This window comes from Bacillus sp. E214, from assembly GCF_008087365.1.
In the GTDB taxonomy this organism is placed as follows: Bacteria; Bacillota; Bacilli; order Bacillales; family Pradoshiaceae; genus Pradoshia.
The window spans coordinates 1308042-1329196 of record NZ_VENN01000001.1 but is presented as its reverse complement, the minus strand read 5'-3'; the positions used below and the strand labels follow the sequence as shown (position 1 = coordinate 1329196).

The 21155-nt window shown below is 37.5% G+C and carries 20 protein-coding genes, 1 other RNA gene and 1 riboswitch; of the genes, 14 read left to right on the top strand and 7 right to left on the bottom strand.

From position 1 onward, the window contains the following. The first annotated feature begins 149 nt into the window (after positions 1-149). From FHY47_RS06145 to rnpB, 7 genes are all read left to right on the top strand, one after another. Complete coding sequence (locus FHY47_RS06145; RefSeq protein ID WP_148629865.1) at positions 150-932, top strand: alpha/beta fold hydrolase; 783 nt, start codon at positions 150-152, stop codon at positions 930-932. A gap of 91 nt (positions 933-1023) precedes the next feature. Next, on the top strand, positions 1024-3318 hold the full coding sequence (locus tag FHY47_RS06140; RefSeq protein ID WP_148629863.1) for a DEAD/DEAH box helicase: 2295 nt from the start codon (positions 1024-1026) through the stop codon (positions 3316-3318). After that, the gene (locus tag FHY47_RS06135; RefSeq protein WP_148629861.1) at positions 3308-4609 is read left to right on the top strand and encodes a ribonuclease H-like domain-containing protein; all 1302 of its coding nucleotides are present in this window, start codon (positions 3308-3310) and stop codon (positions 4607-4609) included. The genes FHY47_RS06140 and FHY47_RS06135 overlap by 11 nt, the downstream gene beginning before the upstream one ends. 290 nt (positions 4610-4899) lie before the next feature. After that, complete coding sequence (locus FHY47_RS06130; RefSeq protein ID WP_180349942.1) at positions 4900-5268, top strand: CotD family spore coat protein; 369 nt, start codon at positions 4900-4902, stop codon at positions 5266-5268. Positions 5269-5336: 68 nt separating this feature from the next. After that, positions 5337-5891, top strand: coding sequence for an SLOG family protein (locus tag FHY47_RS06125; protein WP_148629859.1), 555 nt, complete (start codon positions 5337-5339; stop codon positions 5889-5891). 72 nt (positions 5892-5963) lie between these two features. Then, entirely contained in the window at positions 5964-6272 is a 309-nt protein-coding gene (gpsB, locus tag FHY47_RS06120; protein WP_139891762.1) for a cell division regulator GpsB, read from the top strand. 68 nt (positions 6273-6340) lie between these two features. Next, positions 6341-6724, top strand: an RNA gene (rnpB, locus tag FHY47_RS06115) — RNase P RNA component class B. A 144-nt stretch (positions 6725-6868) separates the two neighbouring features. Here rnpB and FHY47_RS06110 read toward each other — a convergent pair. Beyond that, the gene (locus FHY47_RS06110; protein ID WP_066107331.1) at positions 6869-8113 is read right to left on the bottom strand and encodes an MDR family MFS transporter; all 1245 of its coding nucleotides are present in this window, start codon (positions 8111-8113) and stop codon (positions 6869-6871) included. Positions 8114-8218: 105 nt separating this feature from the next. Between FHY47_RS06110 and FHY47_RS06105 the strand changes: the two genes are divergently transcribed. The 3 genes from FHY47_RS06105 (at position 8219) to FHY47_RS06095 (ending at position 13541) form a co-directional block, all read left to right on the top strand. After that, complete coding sequence (locus tag FHY47_RS06105; RefSeq protein WP_181162013.1) at positions 8219-9868, top strand: ABC transporter substrate-binding protein; 1650 nt, start codon at positions 8219-8221, stop codon at positions 9866-9868. 120 nt (positions 9869-9988) lie between these two features. Continuing rightward, positions 9989-11128 (top strand): THUMP domain-containing class I SAM-dependent RNA methyltransferase, encoded by a 1140-nt coding sequence (locus tag FHY47_RS06100; RefSeq protein WP_066107325.1) that lies wholly within the window; start codon positions 9989-9991, stop codon positions 11126-11128. Between the two features lie 904 nt (positions 11129-12032). After that, positions 12033-13541 carry a carboxypeptidase M32 gene (locus FHY47_RS06095; protein WP_148629857.1) on the top strand — a complete coding sequence of 503 codons (1509 nt, stop codon included), beginning with the start codon at positions 12033-12035 and terminating at the stop codon, positions 13539-13541. Between the two features lie 488 nt (positions 13542-14029). On the opposite strand, the gene FHY47_RS06090 is transcribed toward FHY47_RS06095, so the two are convergent. The 3 genes from FHY47_RS06090 to FHY47_RS06080 are packed head-to-tail and all read right to left on the bottom strand — an operon-like array spanning position 14030 to position 16333. Then, positions 14030-15685 carry a b(o/a)3-type cytochrome-c oxidase subunit 1 gene (locus FHY47_RS06090; protein WP_148629855.1) on the bottom strand — a complete coding sequence of 552 codons (1656 nt, stop codon included), beginning with the start codon at positions 15683-15685 and terminating at the stop codon, positions 14030-14032. Beyond that, on the bottom strand, positions 15685-16161 hold the full coding sequence (locus FHY47_RS06085; RefSeq protein ID WP_066107315.1) for a cytochrome c oxidase subunit II: 477 nt from the start codon (positions 16159-16161) through the stop codon (positions 15685-15687). Before FHY47_RS06085 ends, FHY47_RS06090 begins: the two co-directional genes overlap by 1 nt. Positions 16162-16183: 22 nt before the next feature. Then, positions 16184-16333: a cytochrome c oxidase subunit 2A gene (locus tag FHY47_RS06080; RefSeq protein ID WP_066107311.1), complete on the bottom strand. Its 150-nt coding sequence runs from the start codon at positions 16331-16333 to the stop codon at positions 16184-16186. 313 nt (positions 16334-16646) lie between these two features. Further along, positions 16647-16763, top strand: a riboswitch (purine riboswitch). 138 nt (positions 16764-16901) lie between these two features. Between FHY47_RS06080 and FHY47_RS06075 the strand changes: the two genes are divergently transcribed. Together FHY47_RS06075 and FHY47_RS06070 are read left to right on the top strand one after the other, a co-directional pair. Continuing rightward, on the top strand, positions 16902-17498 hold the full coding sequence (locus tag FHY47_RS06075) for a xanthine phosphoribosyltransferase (RefSeq protein WP_148629852.1): 597 nt from the start codon (positions 16902-16904) through the stop codon (positions 17496-17498). Continuing rightward, positions 17485-18801, top strand: a complete 1317-nt coding sequence (locus FHY47_RS06070) for a nucleobase:cation symporter-2 family protein (RefSeq protein ID WP_148629850.1) — start codon at positions 17485-17487, stop codon at positions 18799-18801. Before FHY47_RS06075 ends, FHY47_RS06070 begins: the two co-directional genes overlap by 14 nt. A 333-nt stretch (positions 18802-19134) precedes the next feature. Here the strand turns inward: FHY47_RS06070 and FHY47_RS06065 are convergent, their stop codons facing one another. The 3 genes from FHY47_RS06065 to FHY47_RS06055 form a co-directional block, all read right to left on the bottom strand. Then, a complete protein-coding gene (locus FHY47_RS06065; RefSeq protein ID WP_066107306.1) occupies positions 19135-19560 on the bottom strand; it encodes a spore coat protein in 426 nt (141 codons plus the stop codon). 33 nt (positions 19561-19593) lie between these two features. Next, positions 19594-20025, bottom strand: coding sequence for a spore coat protein (locus FHY47_RS06060; RefSeq protein WP_066107304.1), 432 nt, complete (start codon positions 20023-20025; stop codon positions 19594-19596). 130 nt (positions 20026-20155) lie between these two features. Next, the gene (locus FHY47_RS06055) at positions 20156-20383 is read right to left on the bottom strand and encodes a hypothetical protein (RefSeq protein WP_066107303.1); all 228 of its coding nucleotides are present in this window, start codon (positions 20381-20383) and stop codon (positions 20156-20158) included. Positions 20384-20633: 250 nt separating this feature from the next. Here FHY47_RS06055 and FHY47_RS19190 point away from each other — a divergent pair, with 250 nt between their 5' ends. After that, entirely contained in the window at positions 20634-20765 is a 132-nt protein-coding gene (locus FHY47_RS19190; protein ID WP_257469017.1) for a hypothetical protein, read from the top strand. A gap of 199 nt (positions 20766-20964) precedes the next feature. Then, positions 20965-21090 (top strand): hypothetical protein, encoded by a 126-nt coding sequence (locus FHY47_RS19185; protein ID WP_257469018.1) that lies wholly within the window; start codon positions 20965-20967, stop codon positions 21088-21090. Positions 21091-21155 lie beyond the last annotated feature (65 nt).

Sequence of the window (21155 nt, the reverse complement as noted above, 5' to 3'; positions counted from 1 at the left end):
TAAATATAGAGAAAGTTTTAGAAGTTGAGCTTGTCTCTTTTTAATATCGAATCATACATACATGTAAAAGACTCCACCCTGAACGTAGAAAATATGCGGGGACGGATCTTTAGATTTAATTATCATTAAATGAAAAGGTGTGGAAGTAAATGGAGAATAATCTTGTGAAATTAGCTTTTAAGGAAGAAGGCGCTGGAAAGCCTATTATCTTACTGCATGGTTTTTGCGGAAGCAAGGATTACTGGGAAAAAGTGATTCCTTATTTAAGGAAATTCTACCGAGTAATTGCTGTTGATGTAAGAGGTCATGGCGAAACAGATACTACAAAGATTGGATACGATATTCATGATATGGCAGAGGATTTGTATAATTTCTTTATTGAACATGATTTAAAGGATGCTTATCTATTTGGTCATTCAATGGGAGGATATATTACCCTTGACTTTGTGGATCACCATCCCGATCTTATCAGCGGATATGGACTCATTCATTCCACTGCATTACCAGATTCCCCTGAAGCAAAGAAAAAACGGTCAGCAGGTGTCTCTACAGTAGAAGAACAGGGAGTTTCCTTTTTCGTTAAGGATCTCATCCCTAAATTGCTGTCAAAAGAAACAAGGGAAAATGAACAAGAGATGCTGAAAACTTTGTATGATATTGGCGTTGAGACGAGACCAACAGGCATCATCGGTGCTTTAATGGCTATGAAAAATCGTGAAGATAAGAATTATGTGCTGCAAAGGAACGATATCCCAGCTCTTCTCGTAGCCGGTGCAAGAGATGAGGTTGTACCGATTGAGAAAGTATTTACTGTGAGCGGAGAGCATATTACACAAATAGTTATTGATAAAGCCGGGCATATGGGAATATTTGAGACCCCGGAGCAAGTATCCACGGCTATTACCTCATTCATAGAAAAAGTGAATCAATAATTGGAAGGTCGTATCTTGAAAAAGGTGCGACTTTTTCCTTTTCAAGGGAACGTTCATTCGGTACAATGATGACAGAAATGAGGTGTGCATCATGTTTGGGAAGAAAAATTTAGTGGAGTTTATAGATGATTTTTCACAGGATGAACAATACAAAGATAATATTGCTTTTTGGCATACCATCGATGAAAAAAAAGCTACGTATTCACCCTTTCCAACTGAATTAAATGAAAAGTTAAAGTCTGCCCTTGAAAAAAGAGGGATTGAAGCTCTATACAGCCACCAGGCCGAAGCTTATAAATATATAAGAAATAATAAGAATATTGTGGCGGTCACTCCTACTGCTTCAGGGAAAACATTGTGTTATAACTTACCGATTCTCCAATCGATTCTTGAGAATGCAGATACAAGAGCTCTTTATTTATTTCCGACAAAAGCATTGAGCTATGATCAAAAATCTGAATTAGAGGAACTGATTGATGCTGCAGATGCAGATATTAACAGCTATACGTATGATGGTGATACACCGACTAGTATCAGGCAAAAAATCCGCAAAGCAGGCCATATCGTAATGACAAATCCGGACATGTTACATTCCGGAATATTACCCCATCATACGAAATGGGTCAGTTTATTTGAAAATCTGAAGTATATTGTTATTGACGAGCTTCATACGTACAAGGGAGTATTTGGAAGTCATACGGCTAATGTGATCAGAAGGTTAAAGCGAATTTGCCGTTTTTACGGAAGTGATCCGATTTTTATTTGTACGTCTGCAACGATTGCCAATCCGAAGGAACTTGCAGAACAATTAACGGAATCTAAAATGATCTTAATTGAGCGGAATGGTGCACCAGCAGGCAAAAAGCATTTTGTGTTTTATAATCCGCCAATCGTCAATAAACCTTTAAATATCCGCAGAAGTTCCATATTAGAGGTCAGAAAGATAGCTAGCACTCTTTTAAGGAATAAAATCCAAACAATTGTTTTTGCGCGCAGCCGTGTCCGTGTTGAAATATTGGTTACGTACTTACAGGAATTAATTTCGAAACAATTGGGACCGAAGGCGATTACGGGTTATCGCGGGGGATATTTGCCGACACAAAGGAGGCAAATTGAAAAGGGATTGCGAGATGGATCAATCTATGGGGTTGTCAGCACGAATGCACTTGAACTGGGCGTGGATATAGGACAGCTCCAGGCATGCATTATGACGGGGTACCCAGGCTCGATAGCCAGTGCCTGGCAGCAAGCAGGCAGGGCAGGAAGGCGTCACGGCGAGGCGTTGATTATCATGGTTGCGAGCTCCAGTCCATTAGATCAATTTGTCATCCAACATCCTGATTACTTCTTTAATAAAAGTCCGGAAACAGCGAGAATTAATCCTGATAATCTGGTAATCCTTGTTGATCATCTAAAATGTGCAGCTTTTGAAATCCCGTTTAAAGAAGGGGAGGAATTTGGCGCTGCAGAGGTTACAGAAATTCTGGAATATTTGGCAGAGGAGCATGTATTGCACAAAAATAAAGATACATGGCATTGGATGAATGATGCTTTCCCAGCACATGAAATCAGTCTTAGATCTGCTTCGCAGGAGAATGTGGTCATTATAGACCGAACTAATCCAAAAGTGCAGGTTATCGGAGAAACGGACCGATTCTCAGCTATGACTCTTCTACATGATGAAGCCATTTACTTACATCAAGGAATCCAATATCAGGTAGAGTATTTGGATTGGGAAGAAAAGAAGGCATATGTACGCGAGGTCAATGTGGATTACTATACGGATGCAAATCTTGCAGTTCAGGTAGATGTGCTGGAAATTGACCGAACAAACGTTAATCCGAAAAGTGAAACTACATTTGGAGATGTTTCCGTTCGAGCAATGGCAACGATTTTCAAGAAAATCAGATTTGACTCACATGAAAATATTGGATCGGGACCAATTCACTTACCAGAAGAAGAAATTCATACGAATGCATGTATGCTCTCTCTTATGGAAGGGAGTGTCGATTGGAAGGAAGAGAGGCTCGAGGAGGGGCTGATGGGTGCTGCTCACGCTCTGCGAGGCATCATTCCAGTCTATGTGCTGTGTGATCCAGGGGATATTCATGTTTACCCCCAAGTTAAGGCAACGCATAATGAGCTTCCAACCATCTTTATTTACGATCATTATCCGGGAGGAATTGGTTTAAGCAAGCATATGTACGAAAACAGTGAACAAATTATTCAAGAGACGATTCAGGCAATTAGAGTCTGTCCATGTGAAAATGGCTGCCCATCCTGTGTTGGAATGGAAGGCACTGGCTCGTCTTTAAAGGAGGATTCCATTAAAGTGTTATCCATTCTTGGAAACCGAATGGCCGGTGACAAATTACATGTCCATTAAAAATAAACTAAACCGGATGAAAAAGCATTTGAATACAAATGTTGGAGAAGGCTCAAAAAAACGTATGGAAGTATGCTCTGAACCTGAACCCGATACACCTATTAAAAATGTTGACATCCCTTTCTTTGAGCAATGGAGCGAATTCGGGGCCTTTCCTGTTATTTACGAGAATGAATATTGCCTAATCAGGGAGGTCAGCTATCCACTTGATTATCAGCATGGAAAGTATACATTTGATATGCTTCCACAAATTGTGAAGATTTGGAATGAGAGCGATCTAAAGCACCCTCTTTCTGCCAAAGGATTTGAAGCAAATCAAATGTTTTTCTTCGATACAGAAACAACCGGTTTGGGTGGTGGTGCAGGAACTTCCATCTTTTTGCTTGGATATGCTTTTTTGGAGGATGAGAATATCAAGGTCAGACAACATTTTCTCCCTAGACCAGGGTTTGAAATTCCGTTTTATAAGACCTTTTTAGAAAAAGTGAATTATGAGACGTTGGTCACCTATAATGGAAAAGCATTTGACTGGCCGCAAGTAGTTACGCAGCATACTCTTTTGCGTCAGCACTTGCCAAAATTACCGGATTTCGGTCATTTCGATTTATATCATGCTTCTAGAAGACTGTGGAAAAACAAATTGGATCGCGTAAAGCTATCAGTTGTTGAAAAAGAGGTACTTGGTTTCGAGAGGAAGGATGATGTGCCGGGATACCTTGCCCCTATCATTTATTTTGATTATATTGATAGGAAGAATCCGGAAGCTATTTTTAAAATTATGAAACATAATGAATGGGACGTTTTATCTTTAATCACCTTATACATTCATCAATCCGCCCTATTATTAAATGATGATGCATTGGAGCATGAGGATTCATTTGAACTGGCTAGGTGGTTTTCTTATTTAAAGGATCGAGAGCGTGCTATTGGTTCCTTTGAAAAAGGAATTTCTGAATCCAAGCATGATGAAGAACGATTGAATGTACTATTTCATTTGGCAAACGAACATAAAAAGAATAAAAATGATGAAGCAGCAGTAAAGCTTTGGGAAGAGGCGTGCGATGCACAGACACCAGTAATCGTTTGCTGTTCCCTGATTGAGCTTGCAAAATATTTTGAGCATAAGAAAAAGGATTATGCTAAAGCTCTGGAGTATACAAATAAAGCTTTGGTGAAAATAAGGGAATATTCCTTTCATAAGCATGGTATTCATGAAAAATCAACTCTTCACCGCATTTGTCGACTGGAGCGTAAATTAGATAAAGAAGAAATTGGAATAAAAGAAAACTAAATAATGGTTGTTATGTTTGTCCATCCCATGTAAATTAATGTTATACACCTTTGATAATTTGCAGAAGGAAGTGAACATAAATCGGATGTATAAGGTTGTCTTTTATTTATTCTTTGTTGTTATTGGATTATCGATGGTAATTTTTAATTCTATTTAATTATAATGTAGCAGTTCTGATGTTGAAACATTTTTTTATAAACGGAAAATAGGTAATTGCCTTAGTACAGTCTTATCCATCTTTTCATAGTCTATTTATGTAAGCTATATAGATAATGAAAGGAGAGACGCGTATGTTCGGTCGTCGTCATCAACATCATTGTGGTCCTATTCAAGTACCAGGGTGTAACAAAGTGCAGGTGTGCCCACCGGTTTGCCACCAGCCGATTCAATTTGTTAAGGAAAATTGCTATACACATATAGTTCCGCATGTGCATCCTGTTCAAACTCTTGAAGTAAATAAGCATGTGTATCAACATCAACATCATTTCCCACATTCTTTCCAAAGTGCCAATAGTGTTCATAATCAATCTAATCAATTTGGTACACCAACTCCACCGCGACCTGGTTGCTCAGGAAGTGGTAGCGGACTAGGAAGTGGATTTGGAAGTGGAAGTGGAAGTGGATTTGGAAGTGGCAGTGGCAGTGGATTTTGCTGCTAAAAGTAAGAGGCGTAAAGCCTCTTCTTTTTATGATTTAATGTATAATGTATAAATGGATGTGAACTTATATGGGAAAAGTCGTATTTGTAACAGGATATAAGGCCCATGAGCTTGGTATTTTTGATCAAAATCACGAGGGTATCAAATACATAAAAAAAGCACTCCTGAGTCGCTTGTTAACTCTTCTCGAGGAAGGTATGGAATGGGTAATCATTACAGGGCAACCCGGAGTAGAACTATGGGCTGCACAGGTGATTTTTGACTTGCAGGAAGAGTATCCAGATCTTAAGCTAGGTGTTTTACTGCCCTATTTAAATCAGGAAGATAATTGGAAAGAACCGGTTAAAGAGCTGTATGAAGAGGTACTCCTTCAGGCAGACTATGTTGAGGCTATTTCAAAGAAACCGTATGAAGGACCGTGGCAGTTAAAGCTAAAGAACCAATTTATTGTCGATAAAAGCGATGAAATGTTAATATTGTACGATGATGAAAAGGACGGAAGCCCTAAATATAGCTGGTTTGAAGGTAAAAAGAAACAAAATAAACAGGATTATCCTATTAATCAAATAACATTTTGGGACCTGCAAAGTTTAATTGATGAGGCACAATGGGAAGATTATTAAGAGGAAATTGACAAACAGCACTTTTTTTGAAAAAATATTATATATTAGTCGTATGAATTTGAGGTGAATAAAATGCTCTCAGATAAAACAAAGTTGACCGCAAAGGATATCTTAGAGAAAGAATTTAAAACGGGTGTCAGAGGATACAAACAAGAAGATGTTGATCAATTTCTGGATCTAGTTATAAAGGATTATGAGGTTTTTCATCAGGAAATTGAAACACTTCAGCAAGAGAATATGAAGCTGAAAAAACAATTGGAAGAACAGCCGAAAAGAACTGTACAACCAGTTCAGCAAGCAACAGGTACCACCAATTTCGATATTTTAAAACGCTTATCCAACTTAGAAAAGCATGTGTTTGGAAGTAAGCTTTACGAATAAAATATCTTCCAAATGATAACAGTTGTTTTATAGTTGAAATGAGGGTATAATGAATTTTGCATGTGATAACGTCTGGGTAATCGCTGCAATGCAAATTGTAGAGGAAAGTCCATGCTCGCACAGGCTGAGATGCCTGTAGTGTTCGTGCCTAGCCCAATAAGCTAGGGCAGTCTGTTTCAGGCTGACGGCTGGGAAAGTGCCTAAGTTCTTTTAGAATATGGCACCGGTACCTATAAAAGTGCCACAGTGACGGAGCCTTTTTGGAAACAAAAAGGGTGGAACGAGGTAAACCCCGCGAGCGAGAAACCCAAATTTGGTAGGGGCGCCTTTCCCAAGGAAATGAACGAGGGGAAAGGGCAGACTCGTAGGAGTCTGAAGATAGATGATTACCACCGGAGTACGAGACATTCCAGTCGATTGCAGTACGAAGGAACAGAACATGGCTTACAGGACGTTATCTTGGAAATGTATTACCTGAATAAAACTACTTCCACTAAGGGAAGAATGAAAGGCTGCCGATTAGATCGGCAGCCTGTTTTAATGCGGTACTTTATGACAATCATTATGCTTCAGGTAAAGCTTGACTCAAATTATTACTATGTATTTGTCTGGATGTTTCTTTGATATTTTTCTTTATAAAAAAGGCTGAAATATACAAGAGAAGTTCCGACCGCAATAACCAGGCCGATATAAACGGACATCATCATCGGAGCGGCAAAAGCGCCTATTATGATGGTTGATCTTGCAATTAAGTCGGCGCCATTATAGGATATATTACTAAAAGCAGAATAAGAACCTCTTTTATCCTCAGGAATCATATTTGCCTGTTCAGTATTATAAACAGGTGAATACATCAATTCGCCAATCGTGGCAATAAACCCAAATAATAAGAGCATATACCAGCTATTGGCTGACGTAACAAATGTATACCCTACACCATAAATAAGCAGGCCAATGATTAACACACGTTTATTTGAAAAACGATTCGTAATATTGGAAACAATAAACGTTAAAAGGACGACTAATAACATATTTTCTATATTCATCAAACTTAACATTTGGACACCGCCAATTTGGTATCCGAATACGTTAACGACTTCAAAGGATTCTGATAATCGAACCCCAATATAACTATTTAGTGAGAATTCAGCGGAAAGGATAAACATGAATCCAAGTACGAGTTTTACAAAGCGAGTATCCTGAAGGGCAATTTTATAGTTATGAAGTAAATCAATCAGAAAGTTTTTATGTGATTGCTTTAACTGACGGACCGTACCTTCAATCAGCCAAATTTTATAAGCAATGGCAATGAAGGTGGATGTACACGTTAAGATGATAAATAATTCAAGTTGATGATTACTGTATAAAAGTCCTCCCATTGCTGCCCCAATGGCCATGGATAAATTAATGAGCCAATAATCAAGAGCATAAACAAATTTTCTTGTCTCTTTTGTAGTAGAATCCATAATAATTGCACTCATGCTTGGCCTTCCAAGACTACTTGAAATCATATATCCAACATAGCAAATTGCAAATAGCCAAACCCAGTCATTCTCAGGGATTAAGGTCAAAGTCATCATCAAAAACATGAAGGCACTTGTAGAGGAAGTCATTAATAAAATTTTCTTCCTTTTGAAACGGTCTGATAGATATCCTCCCAGCAGGTTAGCAACGAATGTAATAAGGACGGTAAAAATCAAGAAGACACCTGCCCAGATTTTGTTCAATTCATGAGCAAAATACAAAGCCATAAATGGCATCACAGAGCTTGATGCCATTCTGTTAAAAAAAGATGTGCCTAACCGTACTTTAATATTTTGTGGCAAATTCTTCAATTTCATATTGTTTTACCCCCTTTGTATCGATTATATTAAACTAGACTGATGCTTCTGAAAATAGACAATTAATTGATAAATGTCTACTTTTATGGTGAAAAGGGGTAGATGATGGAACCTAAACTACTGACTCTTTGGCAGCATATTCAAACGGGATATGTAAGACAGGCAGAGATAGCGGATTTACTCGAACTTAGTCCAAAGCAAACCTCCAGATATATGCAAAGATGGCATGAGGAGGGGTGGTTTAGATTGCAGCCAGGAAAAGGACGGGGACATTCAACTAAGATAGAGTGGGTCAAAAATGTGGAATCCATATATGAAAAAGAAATGGAATATATAATCAATCATGAATCAATTGAAAAAAGTGCAAAATGGCTAACTCTGCATTGGTCCTCTGAATGCAAACTACGTCTGATGAGACTCTTTCAAACTAAGCTTGGATTTAATGATGAGGGAAAGGATAAACTCATCATTCCTAGAAAGGATCCATTTTTGTCCTTTCATCCTCTTGAAGCTCTCGATATACATAGCGCTAACTTAGTTTCTAATATTTACAATCGCTTGATTTACCTGACTGAAGATAATGAAATATGGCCTGAGCTTGCTCATAGCTGGGAAAGCTCGAATCGCTTGTTAAGACTTTACATAAGAAAAGGAGTCAAATTTCATGATGGTTCCTACCTTTCAGCAGATGATGTTGTAAGGTGCTTGGAATCTTTGCGTGATCATCCAATTCACAGGGATATATGGTTTATTGTCCAAAGAATTCATTCCCCCGCACAGTATGTGGTAGAAATTAACTTGAAACAAAAGTGCAGCTATATATTGCATCTCTTAAGCACCATAAACTCAAGTATATATAAAGTAAACAATGGAAAATTAATTGGAACGGGCAGCTTTTATCTGGAAAAAAATGATGAAACAAAAACAATTCTTCGTGCGTTTGAAGACTATTACAAGGAAAGAGCTCTGCTCGATTGTATAGAATTTGTTCAGATGCCGATGGGGTTTGAGACTATTTATCGATCCTCTGTAAAAGAGGATGATATCGAAACATATAAGGTTGAGAGTGATTCAGGGTTTGGTATTGTGATTATGAATGCGTACCGCAATTCAGATATAAATAAGCAGGAAGTAAGAGATTATATCCAATATGTTATCAGTGCAAGGAGAAATGAAATCAATCAATTGGATCCAAAAATTATACCGAATCAAAGTGGTATTTTGCGCTCTCCATCTGACCCATACATAGTGGATCAAGTTCCATTTATAGAGGTATCCAAACCACTTGTTCTACAGACTACTCCATATACAGAAAAGCTTATCTTTTGGTTAAAGGGGATTTTGGAAACCGCAGGTATTCCTGTTAAATTAAAAGAGATCACGTTTGAAGAAAGTCTGCAAAATGGATATACAGATCATGGTACAGATTTTTTTATCCATGGAGAAGTATTTGAAATGAATCATAGCTTATCTTTTTTTCATTTTTTATTGTTGAGTTCCTCTCCGCTTGCCCAAGTCCTAGGAGATAAAGGAGAGCGATTCGAGATATTAAACCAGTATGCTAATACTCCTTTTGAAAAGTGGAGTGAGCTTCATGAACAAATGGAACGAAGATTAATGAAATCTGCTTTAATATTGCCGTTATACTATTCCAAACGAAGTGTACTGTTTTCAGATGATATTATGAATATTAGCATTAAGAATTTTGGCTATGCAGATTTTTCGAAGCTATGGATGAAACCAACCACAATTTAATGCGGTAATATAGACGAGAAATGCTGATTTGGTTTGCATTCAAAATGTATGAGTTGTATGATAAAAGACGCGAACGACTTAATTTAATGGAAAAGTAATATGATTAGATAGGGTGAAACAATGAAGATTACATTAATAGCTACAGCAGCAATGGGTCTTGAGGCGATTGTCGCACAGGAAGTACGTGACCTTGGGTATGAATGTACAGTCGAGAATGGACGAGTACTGTTTCAGGGAGACGAGCTTGCCATTGCCAGAGCCAATATGTGGCTTAGAACAGCAGACCGGGTGAAAATTCTTGTAGGCGAATTTAAGGCCTATACATTTGATGAATTATTTGAAGGTACAAAAAAACTTCCTTGGGAGAATTATTTGGATGTCACGGCTGAATTTCCTGTATCAGGTAAATCGGTCAAATCTAAATTATTCAGTGTTCCAGATTGCCAGGCGATTGCGAAGAAGGCCATAGTGGACCGCTTGAAAAAAGCATATAAAAAAGATGGATGGTTAGATGAAAATGGACCATTATATCGTGTAGAAGTATCGCTTTTAAAAGATAAAGCCACATTAACGATTGATACAACCGGCCCTCAGGCCCTTCATAAACGTGGATACAGAACAGGGCAGGGTGAAGCGCCATTAAAAGAAACCCTTGCAGCAGCATTAGTGAAGCTGACGAATTGGACTCCGGACCGTCCATTTGTTGATCCATTCTGCGGATCGGGTACGATTGCGATAGAAGCTGCGTTAATCGGCCAAAATATTGCGCCTGGATTTAATCGTGATTTTATTTCCGAAGACTGGCCTATTATTGATTCATCTATTTGGGATAAAGTCAGAGAGGAAGCAGAAGAACTGGCCAATTATGATCAGGAATTAGACATTTCGGGGTTTGATATTGACCATAAGATGATTGAAATCGCAAAAGAAAATGCTATGGAAGCAGGACTTGGGGATTTAATTAACTTTAAACAAATGCAGGTCCGTGATTTTACAACGACCAAGGAATATGGCGTAATTGTTGGGAATCCTCCATATGGTGAACGCCTCAGCGACCGTCCTTCCGTTGAGAAAATGTATAAAGAGATGGGGGAAGCACTCCGTCCATTTGAAACTTGGTCTGTTTATATGCTGACTTCTGATGAAAACTTTGAGCAGTTTTATGGCAAACCGGCCACTAAAAAACGAAAGCTGTTTAATGGTTTTATCCGTACGGATTACTATCAGTATTGGGGAAAGAGACCGCCGAGAAAAGGTTGATATGACGTCATTTCCAGAGATATTAAATAACCTGATTTTACGTTTACCACATTATAGATTGACGATTCTTATAGAGTCGTCTTTTTTTTGTCTTTCTCATCTTTTTTGTGTAGGAGCTGATTATTTTATGTGGTCAAAAATATAATTGGTACATGCCTAATTGGTCTATTTTGCGGCGTCTTGCTATACAAATAATCATAGTCACTACTTCTCTTCTATTTGAAAGGAGTTGATTCTAATGCTTTGGACTATCGCTGTAGTATTAATCATCATTGCTTGTTTGATTTACATTTTTTAGTTTCGTTTACTTCTTGGAAAAAGAAAAGCCCAGATATGAGGACTTACTTCTTGCCTTGTAATACAAAGCCTTAGAGACGCAATTAGTGACTTCATAAAATAAAGGAGGCAAAGGAAATAAGTTAGTCTTGAGGGCAGAAATAAGCACCCTTTAGGGATTTATTTTGTGTATACCATATTTCTATAGCTTTATCTGTCCTAATTAATTTTTTATCCAGCCTGTTTATGGTTTTTATATGCGAAAAAGTAATCAGGTAAAAATATCTGAAATAGTACTCGTAAGTGATCAAGAAATTCATGTGTTATCAAACACGCCACGAAAAAACGAAAGGTATTCAAGGATTTTATTTGTACAGATTTATTTTCAATATTGGGGTAAGATGCCGCGGAAAAAACACAAAGGGAATTTGAAGACAATCAGCAATAAAAGTAAACGCTAACCCCAAGGGTTGGCATTTTTTATTTAGTTTGAAATGGTGGAATACTAGGTAATTAGACTTTTTCAGGACTGGTAGGAAAAGTACGCATATTCGTATATAAAACTATCTACCTAGTATACTTAATATGGTAAAATATTCAGTATACTTTAAGGAGAAGGGGGATCTATATGACAAACCTATTAGAAAAAGAGTTTTTAGACTATATACATACCATGGATGCATTCAGAGAAGCATCTGCACTGATTGGATGGGACATGCGCACTGGGGCTCCAAAGAAAACGATTGATAAGAGAAGTCAAGTGCTATCCATCTTATCGAAAGAACATTTTGAAATGGCAACCGGAACTAAAATGGAACGATACATAGAAGAGTTATCAAAGCCTGAACTGAAGGAGCAGTTGGATTCAAATACAATTGTCATTGTTGAGGAATGTAAAAAAGAATACGAGAAGATGAGTAAAATCCCCGCAAATGAGTATAAGGAGTATGTTGAACTACAGTCCAAGGCTGAAAGTATATGGGAAACGGCAAAAGAAACATCTGATTTTTCGTTGTTTATGCCATATTTGGAACAATTAATTGATGTGAATAAGAAATTTTTATCCTATTGGGGAAAAGCTGATCATCCTTATGATGGATTACTCGATTTGTATGAACCGGGTATGACAGTTGAGATATTGGATGATGTATTTGCCAGGCTAAGAGAAGAAATTGTACCGCTTGTGAAAAAGATTGGTGAATCGAATAAGAATCTAGAAACGAACTTTATATATAAGTCATTTAGTGAAGAAGCACAGAAAAAATTATGTATGGAATTGATTCAGGAATTAGGTTATGACCTGGAAGCGGGACGTCTGGATAATACAGTCCATCCGTTTGCTACAGCTTTAAACGCAAATGATGTGAGGATTACAACGAAATATGTTGAGGAAGATTTCCGTGTTGCTCTATTTGGTACCATACACGAATGCGGACATGCCGTATATGAACAAAATATTAATAAAGAATTAGAAGGAACACCTTTATGTACCGGTACATCAATGGGTATCCATGAATCTCAGTCCTTATTCTTTGAAAACTTTATCAGCCGTAATCTTAGCTACTGGAAACATAATTTTGATAAATTAAAAGCTGTCTCGCCTGAACAATTTGATAATATTGACCTCGATACGTTCTATAAGGCTATTAATGAATCAAAGCCTTCCTTAATTCGGATTGAGGCTGACGAACTCACGTATCCTTTGCATATTATGATTCGGTATGAATTAGAAAAGGGATTGTTTAATGGAGATCTAAAAGTAGCTGATATGCCGAAGCATTGGAATGATAAGTATGAAGAGTACTTGGGAATCCGGCCTGAAAATGATGGTGAAGGAGTTTTACAGGATGTCCATTGGGCAGGTGGCATGTTTGGGTATTTCCCATCCTATGCACTCGGATATATGTATGCAGCTCAATTCAAAGCTGCAATGCTGAAGGATATTCCGAACTTCGATGAAACTATTGAAAATGGAGACTATAACAAAATTACTGGATGGTTAACGAAGCATGTCCATCAGTATGGAAAGTTGAAATTGCCTTTAGAGATTATAAAGGATGCTACGGGAGAAGGATTAAATCCACAGTATTTGATAACGTATTTAAAAGAAAAATATACTGCACTGTATGATTTATAAACAATAAAAAGGTGTTCGTTAAGTAGAAGTTTAGATGCTTGACGGCGCCTTTATTTATTGCTGAGGAAAGGTTTTGGCTTGTTCACTTGCTGTGGAGAATGGATGACAGGGGAAGAAAGAGGCTGATTATGACGGTTGGAACGGATGAATTAGTTTAGCTCAATCCTTAAATAAATCGCTCAAAGGCTATTTTTAAAGCTCAATTAGGCTCAAAACTGCTCAATTATTTTCCCGTTCGCGCAATTAATTCTGATGATGCTCATATAATTAAGAATTCGCTCATATACTTCATTTTTCGCTCAATAATGGTTAGCTAATCAGGTATCTCTTAGATTAGGTAGAATAATTGATACTTTAAAGCGTACACCAATATATGAAAATACAATTTTATAAACAAATAAACTCTCAAATATCAAAATAATTAAAATAACAGATGCAGAGAACATATTTGTCATCCGCATCTGCTATAGTTTTTTGTCATAGCACCTTTACCAGAGCTTAAATCCTTTTGACCCAGGTGGTGCATTTTGGATCATGTCTACAAATGGCAGGGTATAGGCGAGAATGATTAAAACTGCTGTAATACCAATCCATAGCTTCCAATTTTCAAGGATGAAAGGTGTTTTTTCAGCCTTTTCTGATACTTCACCAATCGGAAACTCTTCATCACCTTTAGGGGCAAAGAAAGCTAGATTAACGAAGATAACTAAAATCAAAATGATACCAATGAAGAGGATGGAGCCTCCAACGGCCTGAGCGATTTGATATGGAATCCATTCAGCAGCCTGAGCGGAACCGCCATATGTGGAGTAGGATGATCTTCTTGGTGCACCCAGCAGACCTGCAAAATGCATGGCGCCAGACATAAAGGTCATTCCAACTGCCCATGTTATAGCTTGGATGATGGCTAATTTATTCATTTTTTTAGTAAGCTTACGGCCGGTTAAATGTGGAACCAACCAATACATGGCACCAAAGTAAGTTAAGACAACAGAGGTAGCAAGTGTTAGATGGAAATGTCCTGTTACCCAAATCGTATTATGTACAACCTGGTTCAATTGGTTGGAAGCATTGACAATTCCTCCTGCACCAGCAGGGATAAAAGCAACCATTCCGATAAAAGGAACCGTAAAGCGCGCATCACCCCAAGGAAGGGCTTTAAACCATCCAAAGATTCCTTTATAGCCTTTTGCACGTCCTGCACTTTCAAAAGTGGCGAACATGGAGAAAGCTGTCATTAAGGATGGAATGATGACCAGGAAAGTTAAAATAACCTGTAAAAATTTCCATGCAGGATCAATCCCAGGCTCCGTTAATTGATGGTGGAAGCCAACAGGTACAGAAAACAGTAAGAATAAAATAAACGATAATCTCGCCAATGAATCAGAGAATATTTTTCCGCCAATTACTTTCGGAATGACGACATACCAAACCATATAAGCCGGCAATAACCAGAAATATACGAGCGGATGTCCAAAATACCAGAATAACGTACGGCTAATAAGAACATTAATAGAATCAACCCATCCAAGTGACCATGGAATAATCTGTACCAACACAGTAGCCGCGACACCAAGGGTAGCTGTAAACCATAATACATTATTGATAATGACCATGAATGATAATAAAGGTCCAACTTTACCCTTATTTTGTTTTCTCCAGTTAATATAAGCTGCAACCATAGCTCCGCCGTCCAGCCAGCTTCCCACTACAACAAATACCAGCCCAAAATAAAAAATTGGATGAGCCTGTAATGGTGCGTAAAAAGTATAAAGAACGGATGCTTCATTAAGTAGAATCATTGTAGCTGACATAGCTGTACCGATGGTCATCATCCAGAAACCAATCCAACCAACCGTTCTTGCCTTTTTAGATAGTGTTCCGCTTGTTTTGCTGATTGCTGCAAATTGAAAGCCCATTATAAAAAATGTAGTCAGTATAAGTCCAAGTAAAACACCGTGAACAGTAAGAACTTGATAATATGTAATTCCGGCAGGCAGTGTGTATTTTCCTGATCGGACAAGAACCTGTAAAAGGCCAGCGAATCCTCCAAGAGCCAGTGCGATAAATGCCACATAGAAGTGGGCCATAGCGAGCTTACCATCAGCTCTGTTTACTTTAAGATCAGTTTGATTCCTATTCATTAGTCAACCACCTCGATTTTAGACGTCATCATGGTATGGCCCGTACCACAATATTCATTACATAAAATTAAATATTCACCGGTTTTATCGAATGTCTTTGTATATTCATTCACATAGCCAGGCTCAATCATCATATTGACATTCGTTCCTGCCACTTCAAATCCATGAACAACATCCGTTGAGGTAGCCATGAATTTTACAGTTGCACCTTTAGGAATTTGAACTTCACCTGGGTCAAATTTAAACGCGGAAACAACGAATACTAATTCGTAATCCCATTCTTTCCCTTCAACTTTATGTAAACCCGGTTTATCAAAAGGTTTAGTTTCTGTTACTTTTTCCGGATCGATCGTCACCAGACAGCTTGCCGGTTGGTTTCCATCATAAAATGCACTGACCCCTAATACAGTTAAAAATACAAAAAGTGCTGTTACCCCTAATATAAGCCATATCTTTTCAAATTTATGGATATGCATGACTGATAATCTCTCCCTTCTTCTACAGACGATCTAAAAATAAAAAGTAAACGCTTGCCCATACAATTAAAATGAATGCCCCAAGTGTTAAGACAGAAATCAATGTTCCGGAAAGATTAGTTTCTTCGTTCTTCTTAACCTTGACGGGTACGTTTAATTTAGTTTTTGCCACGTTTTTCTCCCCTCTCGAAAATAATGGAAATGTGCTTTGAGTATATTCTACTAGATAATATTGGAAATGGATGATAGTTATTTCATTTTCACAAATCGTTCACCAATAAGGTTATTACTGTATTAATAGTGTAAAATTGATATAACGAGTGTTTTATGGGTAGGATGAATGAAATAAATATGGCTGAATTGTGAAAAACAGTTTCTTTATAGAAGATTCGTCTTTTATTTGGACACAAATATTGGACAATATAAAAGTAGTTTTTGACGAAAAAACACTTTGCAAACGAGTATTTTGTTGATATAATTCTCAACATACTAATTACATACGCACTCATATAATAGCAGGGATATGGCCTGCGAGTTTCTACCAGATTACCAGTGTGGTTCGCCACCGAAATAATCTGACTATGAGTGGGAAACAAGCGCCCGAGTTAATAATGCGCTGTTCATATTTGTCCGGATATAAAGGACCTATGAATTGTTGTACCCACTTTTAGGTAGGTGACAATTTGTAGGTCCTTTTTATTTGTTCATTTATTTGAAGCAAGGGATTGGAGGAGTAAAAGTTGAAATTGTTAAAAGCTAAAATTATGGAGGAAGGGCAAGTCCTTTCAAGTGAGGTCCTAAAGGTAGATACGTTTTTAAATCATCAACTGGATCCTGAATTAATGGTGGCGATAGGTAAAGAATTCGCGAAGAGGTTTAAGGATGCTGGGATTACGAAAATTTTAACCATTGAGTCATCTGGAATAGCTCCATCGGTTATGGCAGGGGTTGAGCTTCAGGTCCCAGTTATTTTTGCCCGCAAGAAAAAATCATTGACCCTGCAAGACGACTTATATACGTCCACTGTTTATTCATTTACGAAAAAAGAAGAAAATACGATCTGCATTGGCCAAAAGTTTTTAAATGAAGAGGATGTTGTATTAATCATTGATGATTTCCTAGCAAAGGGACAAGCTGCTTTTGGGTTGGTTGATATTGTGAACCAAGCGAACGCCAAAATTGCCGGACTGGGAATTGTTATTGAAAAATCCTTCCAGGAAGGCGGTGAAATTTTAAGAGATAAAGGATATCGGGTAGAATCACTCGCTCGTATCCAATCCCTTGAAAAAAATAAAGTAATCTTTTTGGAGGAGGAAACAGCCAATGCAAATGAATAAATGGAAAACCGCTTCACTGGGTATCCAGCACGTATTAGCTATGTATGCCGGAGCAGTTGTAGTACCTTTGATTGTTGGTGGAAGTATTGGCTTAACCCCGGAGCAATTAACACATTTAGTTTCAATCGATATTCTGATGTGTGGAATTGCGACACTTTTGCAGGTATGGAAGAATCGATTCTTTGGTATCGGGTTGCCTGTTGTCCTAGGCTGTACATTCACGGCAGTGGGTCCAATGATTGCGATTGCAGGAGAATACGGAATACCGGCTATATACGGAGCTATTTTAGCATCAGGATTATTTGTTATTTTGGTAAGTAAGTATTTTAGTAAGCTGTTGAAATTTTTTCCTCCGGTTGTGACTGGATCAGTGGTAACGATTATTGGGATGACTTTGATTCCGGTAGCTATGAATAATATGGCTGGTGGGGAAGGCTCGAGTGATTTTGGCTCAACATCTAATATCCTGTTGGCATTTGGTACATTGCTATTTATTATTATTTTTTATAAGTTTTCAACAGGTTTTATAAGAGCCATCTCTATTTTACTTGGATTAATTGTAGGTACAGTTGCAGCGGCCTTCATGGGAAAGGTGAACATCCAAGCTGTTATCGATGCCGATGCACTCCTAACTCCTACTCCTTTTTATTTCGGGATGCCAACCTTTGAATGGGCACCAATAATTACGATGATTCTCGTGGCACTTGTAAGCTTAGTAGAATCAACAGGTGTTTATCTTGCTTTATCTGATATTTGTGAAAAGGATTTAAAAGAAGAGGATTTTGCTAAAGGGTATCGGGCAGAAGGATTAGCGATTGTGTTCGGTGGTATCTTTAATTCTCTTCCCTACACAACATTTTCTCAAAACGTCGGATTAATCCAAATGTCCGGTGTACGTTCTAACAATGTGATTTATACGGCAGGTGTATTCTTAGTCCTGATTGGCTTCAGCCCTAAAATTGGAGCAATCACAACGATTATTCCTTCATCTGTACTGGGCGGAGCAATGGTTGCTATGTTTGGTATGGTGGTAGCGGCGGGAATTAAAATGCTAAGCCAAGTAGACCTGCAATCTCAGGAAAACTTGCTGATTATTGCATGTTCCTGCGGAATCGGTCTTGGGGTTTCGGTTGTCCCGGAAATGTTTGCTAATCTGCCAGATACATTGAAAATTCTGACTGAAAACGGAATTGTGGCTGGAGGGGTAACTGCGATAGGATTAAATCTATTGTTTAATGTAATCTTCAAAAAGCCCCAAAAAGATAGTCCACTGATTCAAAATAAGGAAGAAATAGTTTATTAATTCGATTTATTTTAAGGTAAGTTTATCTATTTTAATACCTAAAAACTGTTAGATTATCCATATATCCTATCAAATTACTGAAAAGGTAGTATTCATTTTGGTTAACAACGTACAGAATAATTAAAGAGATGTGAAGAATCAGTGATATTTGTTTGATAGAGCATAACTCTACAAGAAGGCAGGGGCATGGCGAAAATGTAAGTGACCGGCTTATTAGTAAATTTCCAAGAGTTCATTTCAAAATAGTGATTAAAAAGTAAAAAGACATGAGCTAGTCATGTCTTTTTACTATATTATACAGGTTATCCATCTTTAGTATCTTGAGCATCATCTTTATCCAATATCTAGTCTAGCAACAATAGCCACAAGAATTTGGATTAATACTTGTATATTTAAAGCTATTTGAGTATCCGTACTTTCGACCCTTACACACTTTGAACCAGTAATAATTGTTTTTTGGGTATTTCGTTGTTTAGATTTGAAAAATTGTTTTAAATCTTGAACTACCCCTTTACCGGCTTCATTATCCCCAACTGATATACTAATAACAATTGCGATTGCTACTTGAATAGCTGCTTGTAAAGATAATGCCACTTGAGTATCTGTTGTATGCACTTCTACATCCTCTGAATCTTTGACGACGATCCATTCATAGGATTGCTGTGTGATTGATGTGATTTGATCAGCCTCTTGGGTGACTTCCGCATCATCATTTTTACATTTGAAATTGTCTAATGCTCTCCAATTCTTTTCACTCATTTTTCTTCTCACCTCTTATTTTATTTTTTGAATTTACGCGATATCTAATCTGGCTACAATAGCTAGAAGTGCTTCTAGCATTACTTGAAGGTTTGCAGAGATATCTGTGTCAGTAGTTGTAACCCTAACGTCCCTTGAATTTTCGATATGAATTTTTTGTACACTCTTTTGCTCAGAATTAAAGTGCTGAAGAAGGTCTTGAACAACACCATCGCTATCATCTGAATCTGCAATTGAAATTTCAATTACCAATGCGATTGCGAGCTGCAAAGCTAATTGGAGGGACACTGCTGCTTGAGTTTCTGTAGTTTGAACAAACACGTTACCTGAATCCTTGATAATGATTAATTCATCTGATTCTTGGATTTCAGAAGTGAACTGATCAGCGTCCTGGGCTATCTCTGCCGTGTGCCGCTTTTCCTCATCCCTTTCCCTTTCACAATTGTCACCAAAATAATTTGACATTTTTCTACCACTCCTTTGTGATTTGGTCTTTATAAAATATGAGGATGTCCTTTGTTTTGATTGGACAAAAAGCTCAAATGTGTTTGTCCATCGAAAAAAAAACGCCTGCTAATCAGGCGTTTTAAAATGATCATTTTTCATTGCTTTTGTTATCCTCGGTTGATGAGGATTTTACAAATGTTTCCACCTGGTTAGTCAAATCACTAACTAACTCTTTTATCATTTGCTTTTGTTCATCGGATAACTTTTCTTTAGCCTTCTCAGCGTTAATTCCATTTTTCCGAAAAAGATCACTTACTAGTAAATTAATTAGCTGCTGAGGGATCAACTGTGGGGATTGATTCTGGTCATCACTCACAAATTTCACTCCTTTTATTAAAATATAATCAGAATCATCATATGTACGTCATCAATATTATTCCTGTACAATCTACATAAAATTAGAACAGATAAAAGTAAATAGGCATATGCAATTGATATAATGCTTCTTTTTGGAGTGGTTTACAGTTTTAATAAAGAACAAAGAGAAATGAATTAATATACTCTAAATGAGGAACCAGCAACCATCATATTACATATACTGTATGTAAAAAAGGTGGATACACCATATGAAAAAGTATTATTGTATTCATTGCCATTCATTACATGAGATGCTGAAAGTCTGCCATGTCTGTGGACAGGACCGATTGAAGGAAATTTTTATAACGATTCAGCATAACGAAAAGAAGAGCGGCAATTAACCGGAAAAATCATGAACAATCTGTCTTGGTATTCAGGGGAGATTGTTTACCTGTTGTTTAGAACTTACATAAAGCACAGGCGTGTATAGGTAATATCTGTTTTGAACAGAATTTTGATTGAAAATGATTATCATTGATGATACACTGGAACTATAATGAGAGACGTTATCAATTAACTACATGACAGGGAAGGTGCATGATGATGATTTGGGTATTTGTAGGTGCAACGGTAACAGCCTTTAGCGGAGTCATGGTTCATGTTTTAAATAATGTAGCAAATCCTAAAGTTATAGCAGCTCAATCACAAGCTAATCAAAGTATGTAAGTTCAGACAAAAGTCTGAACTTATTTTTTTACCAAAATAGATATTTATGGGCAACTATTCCAATT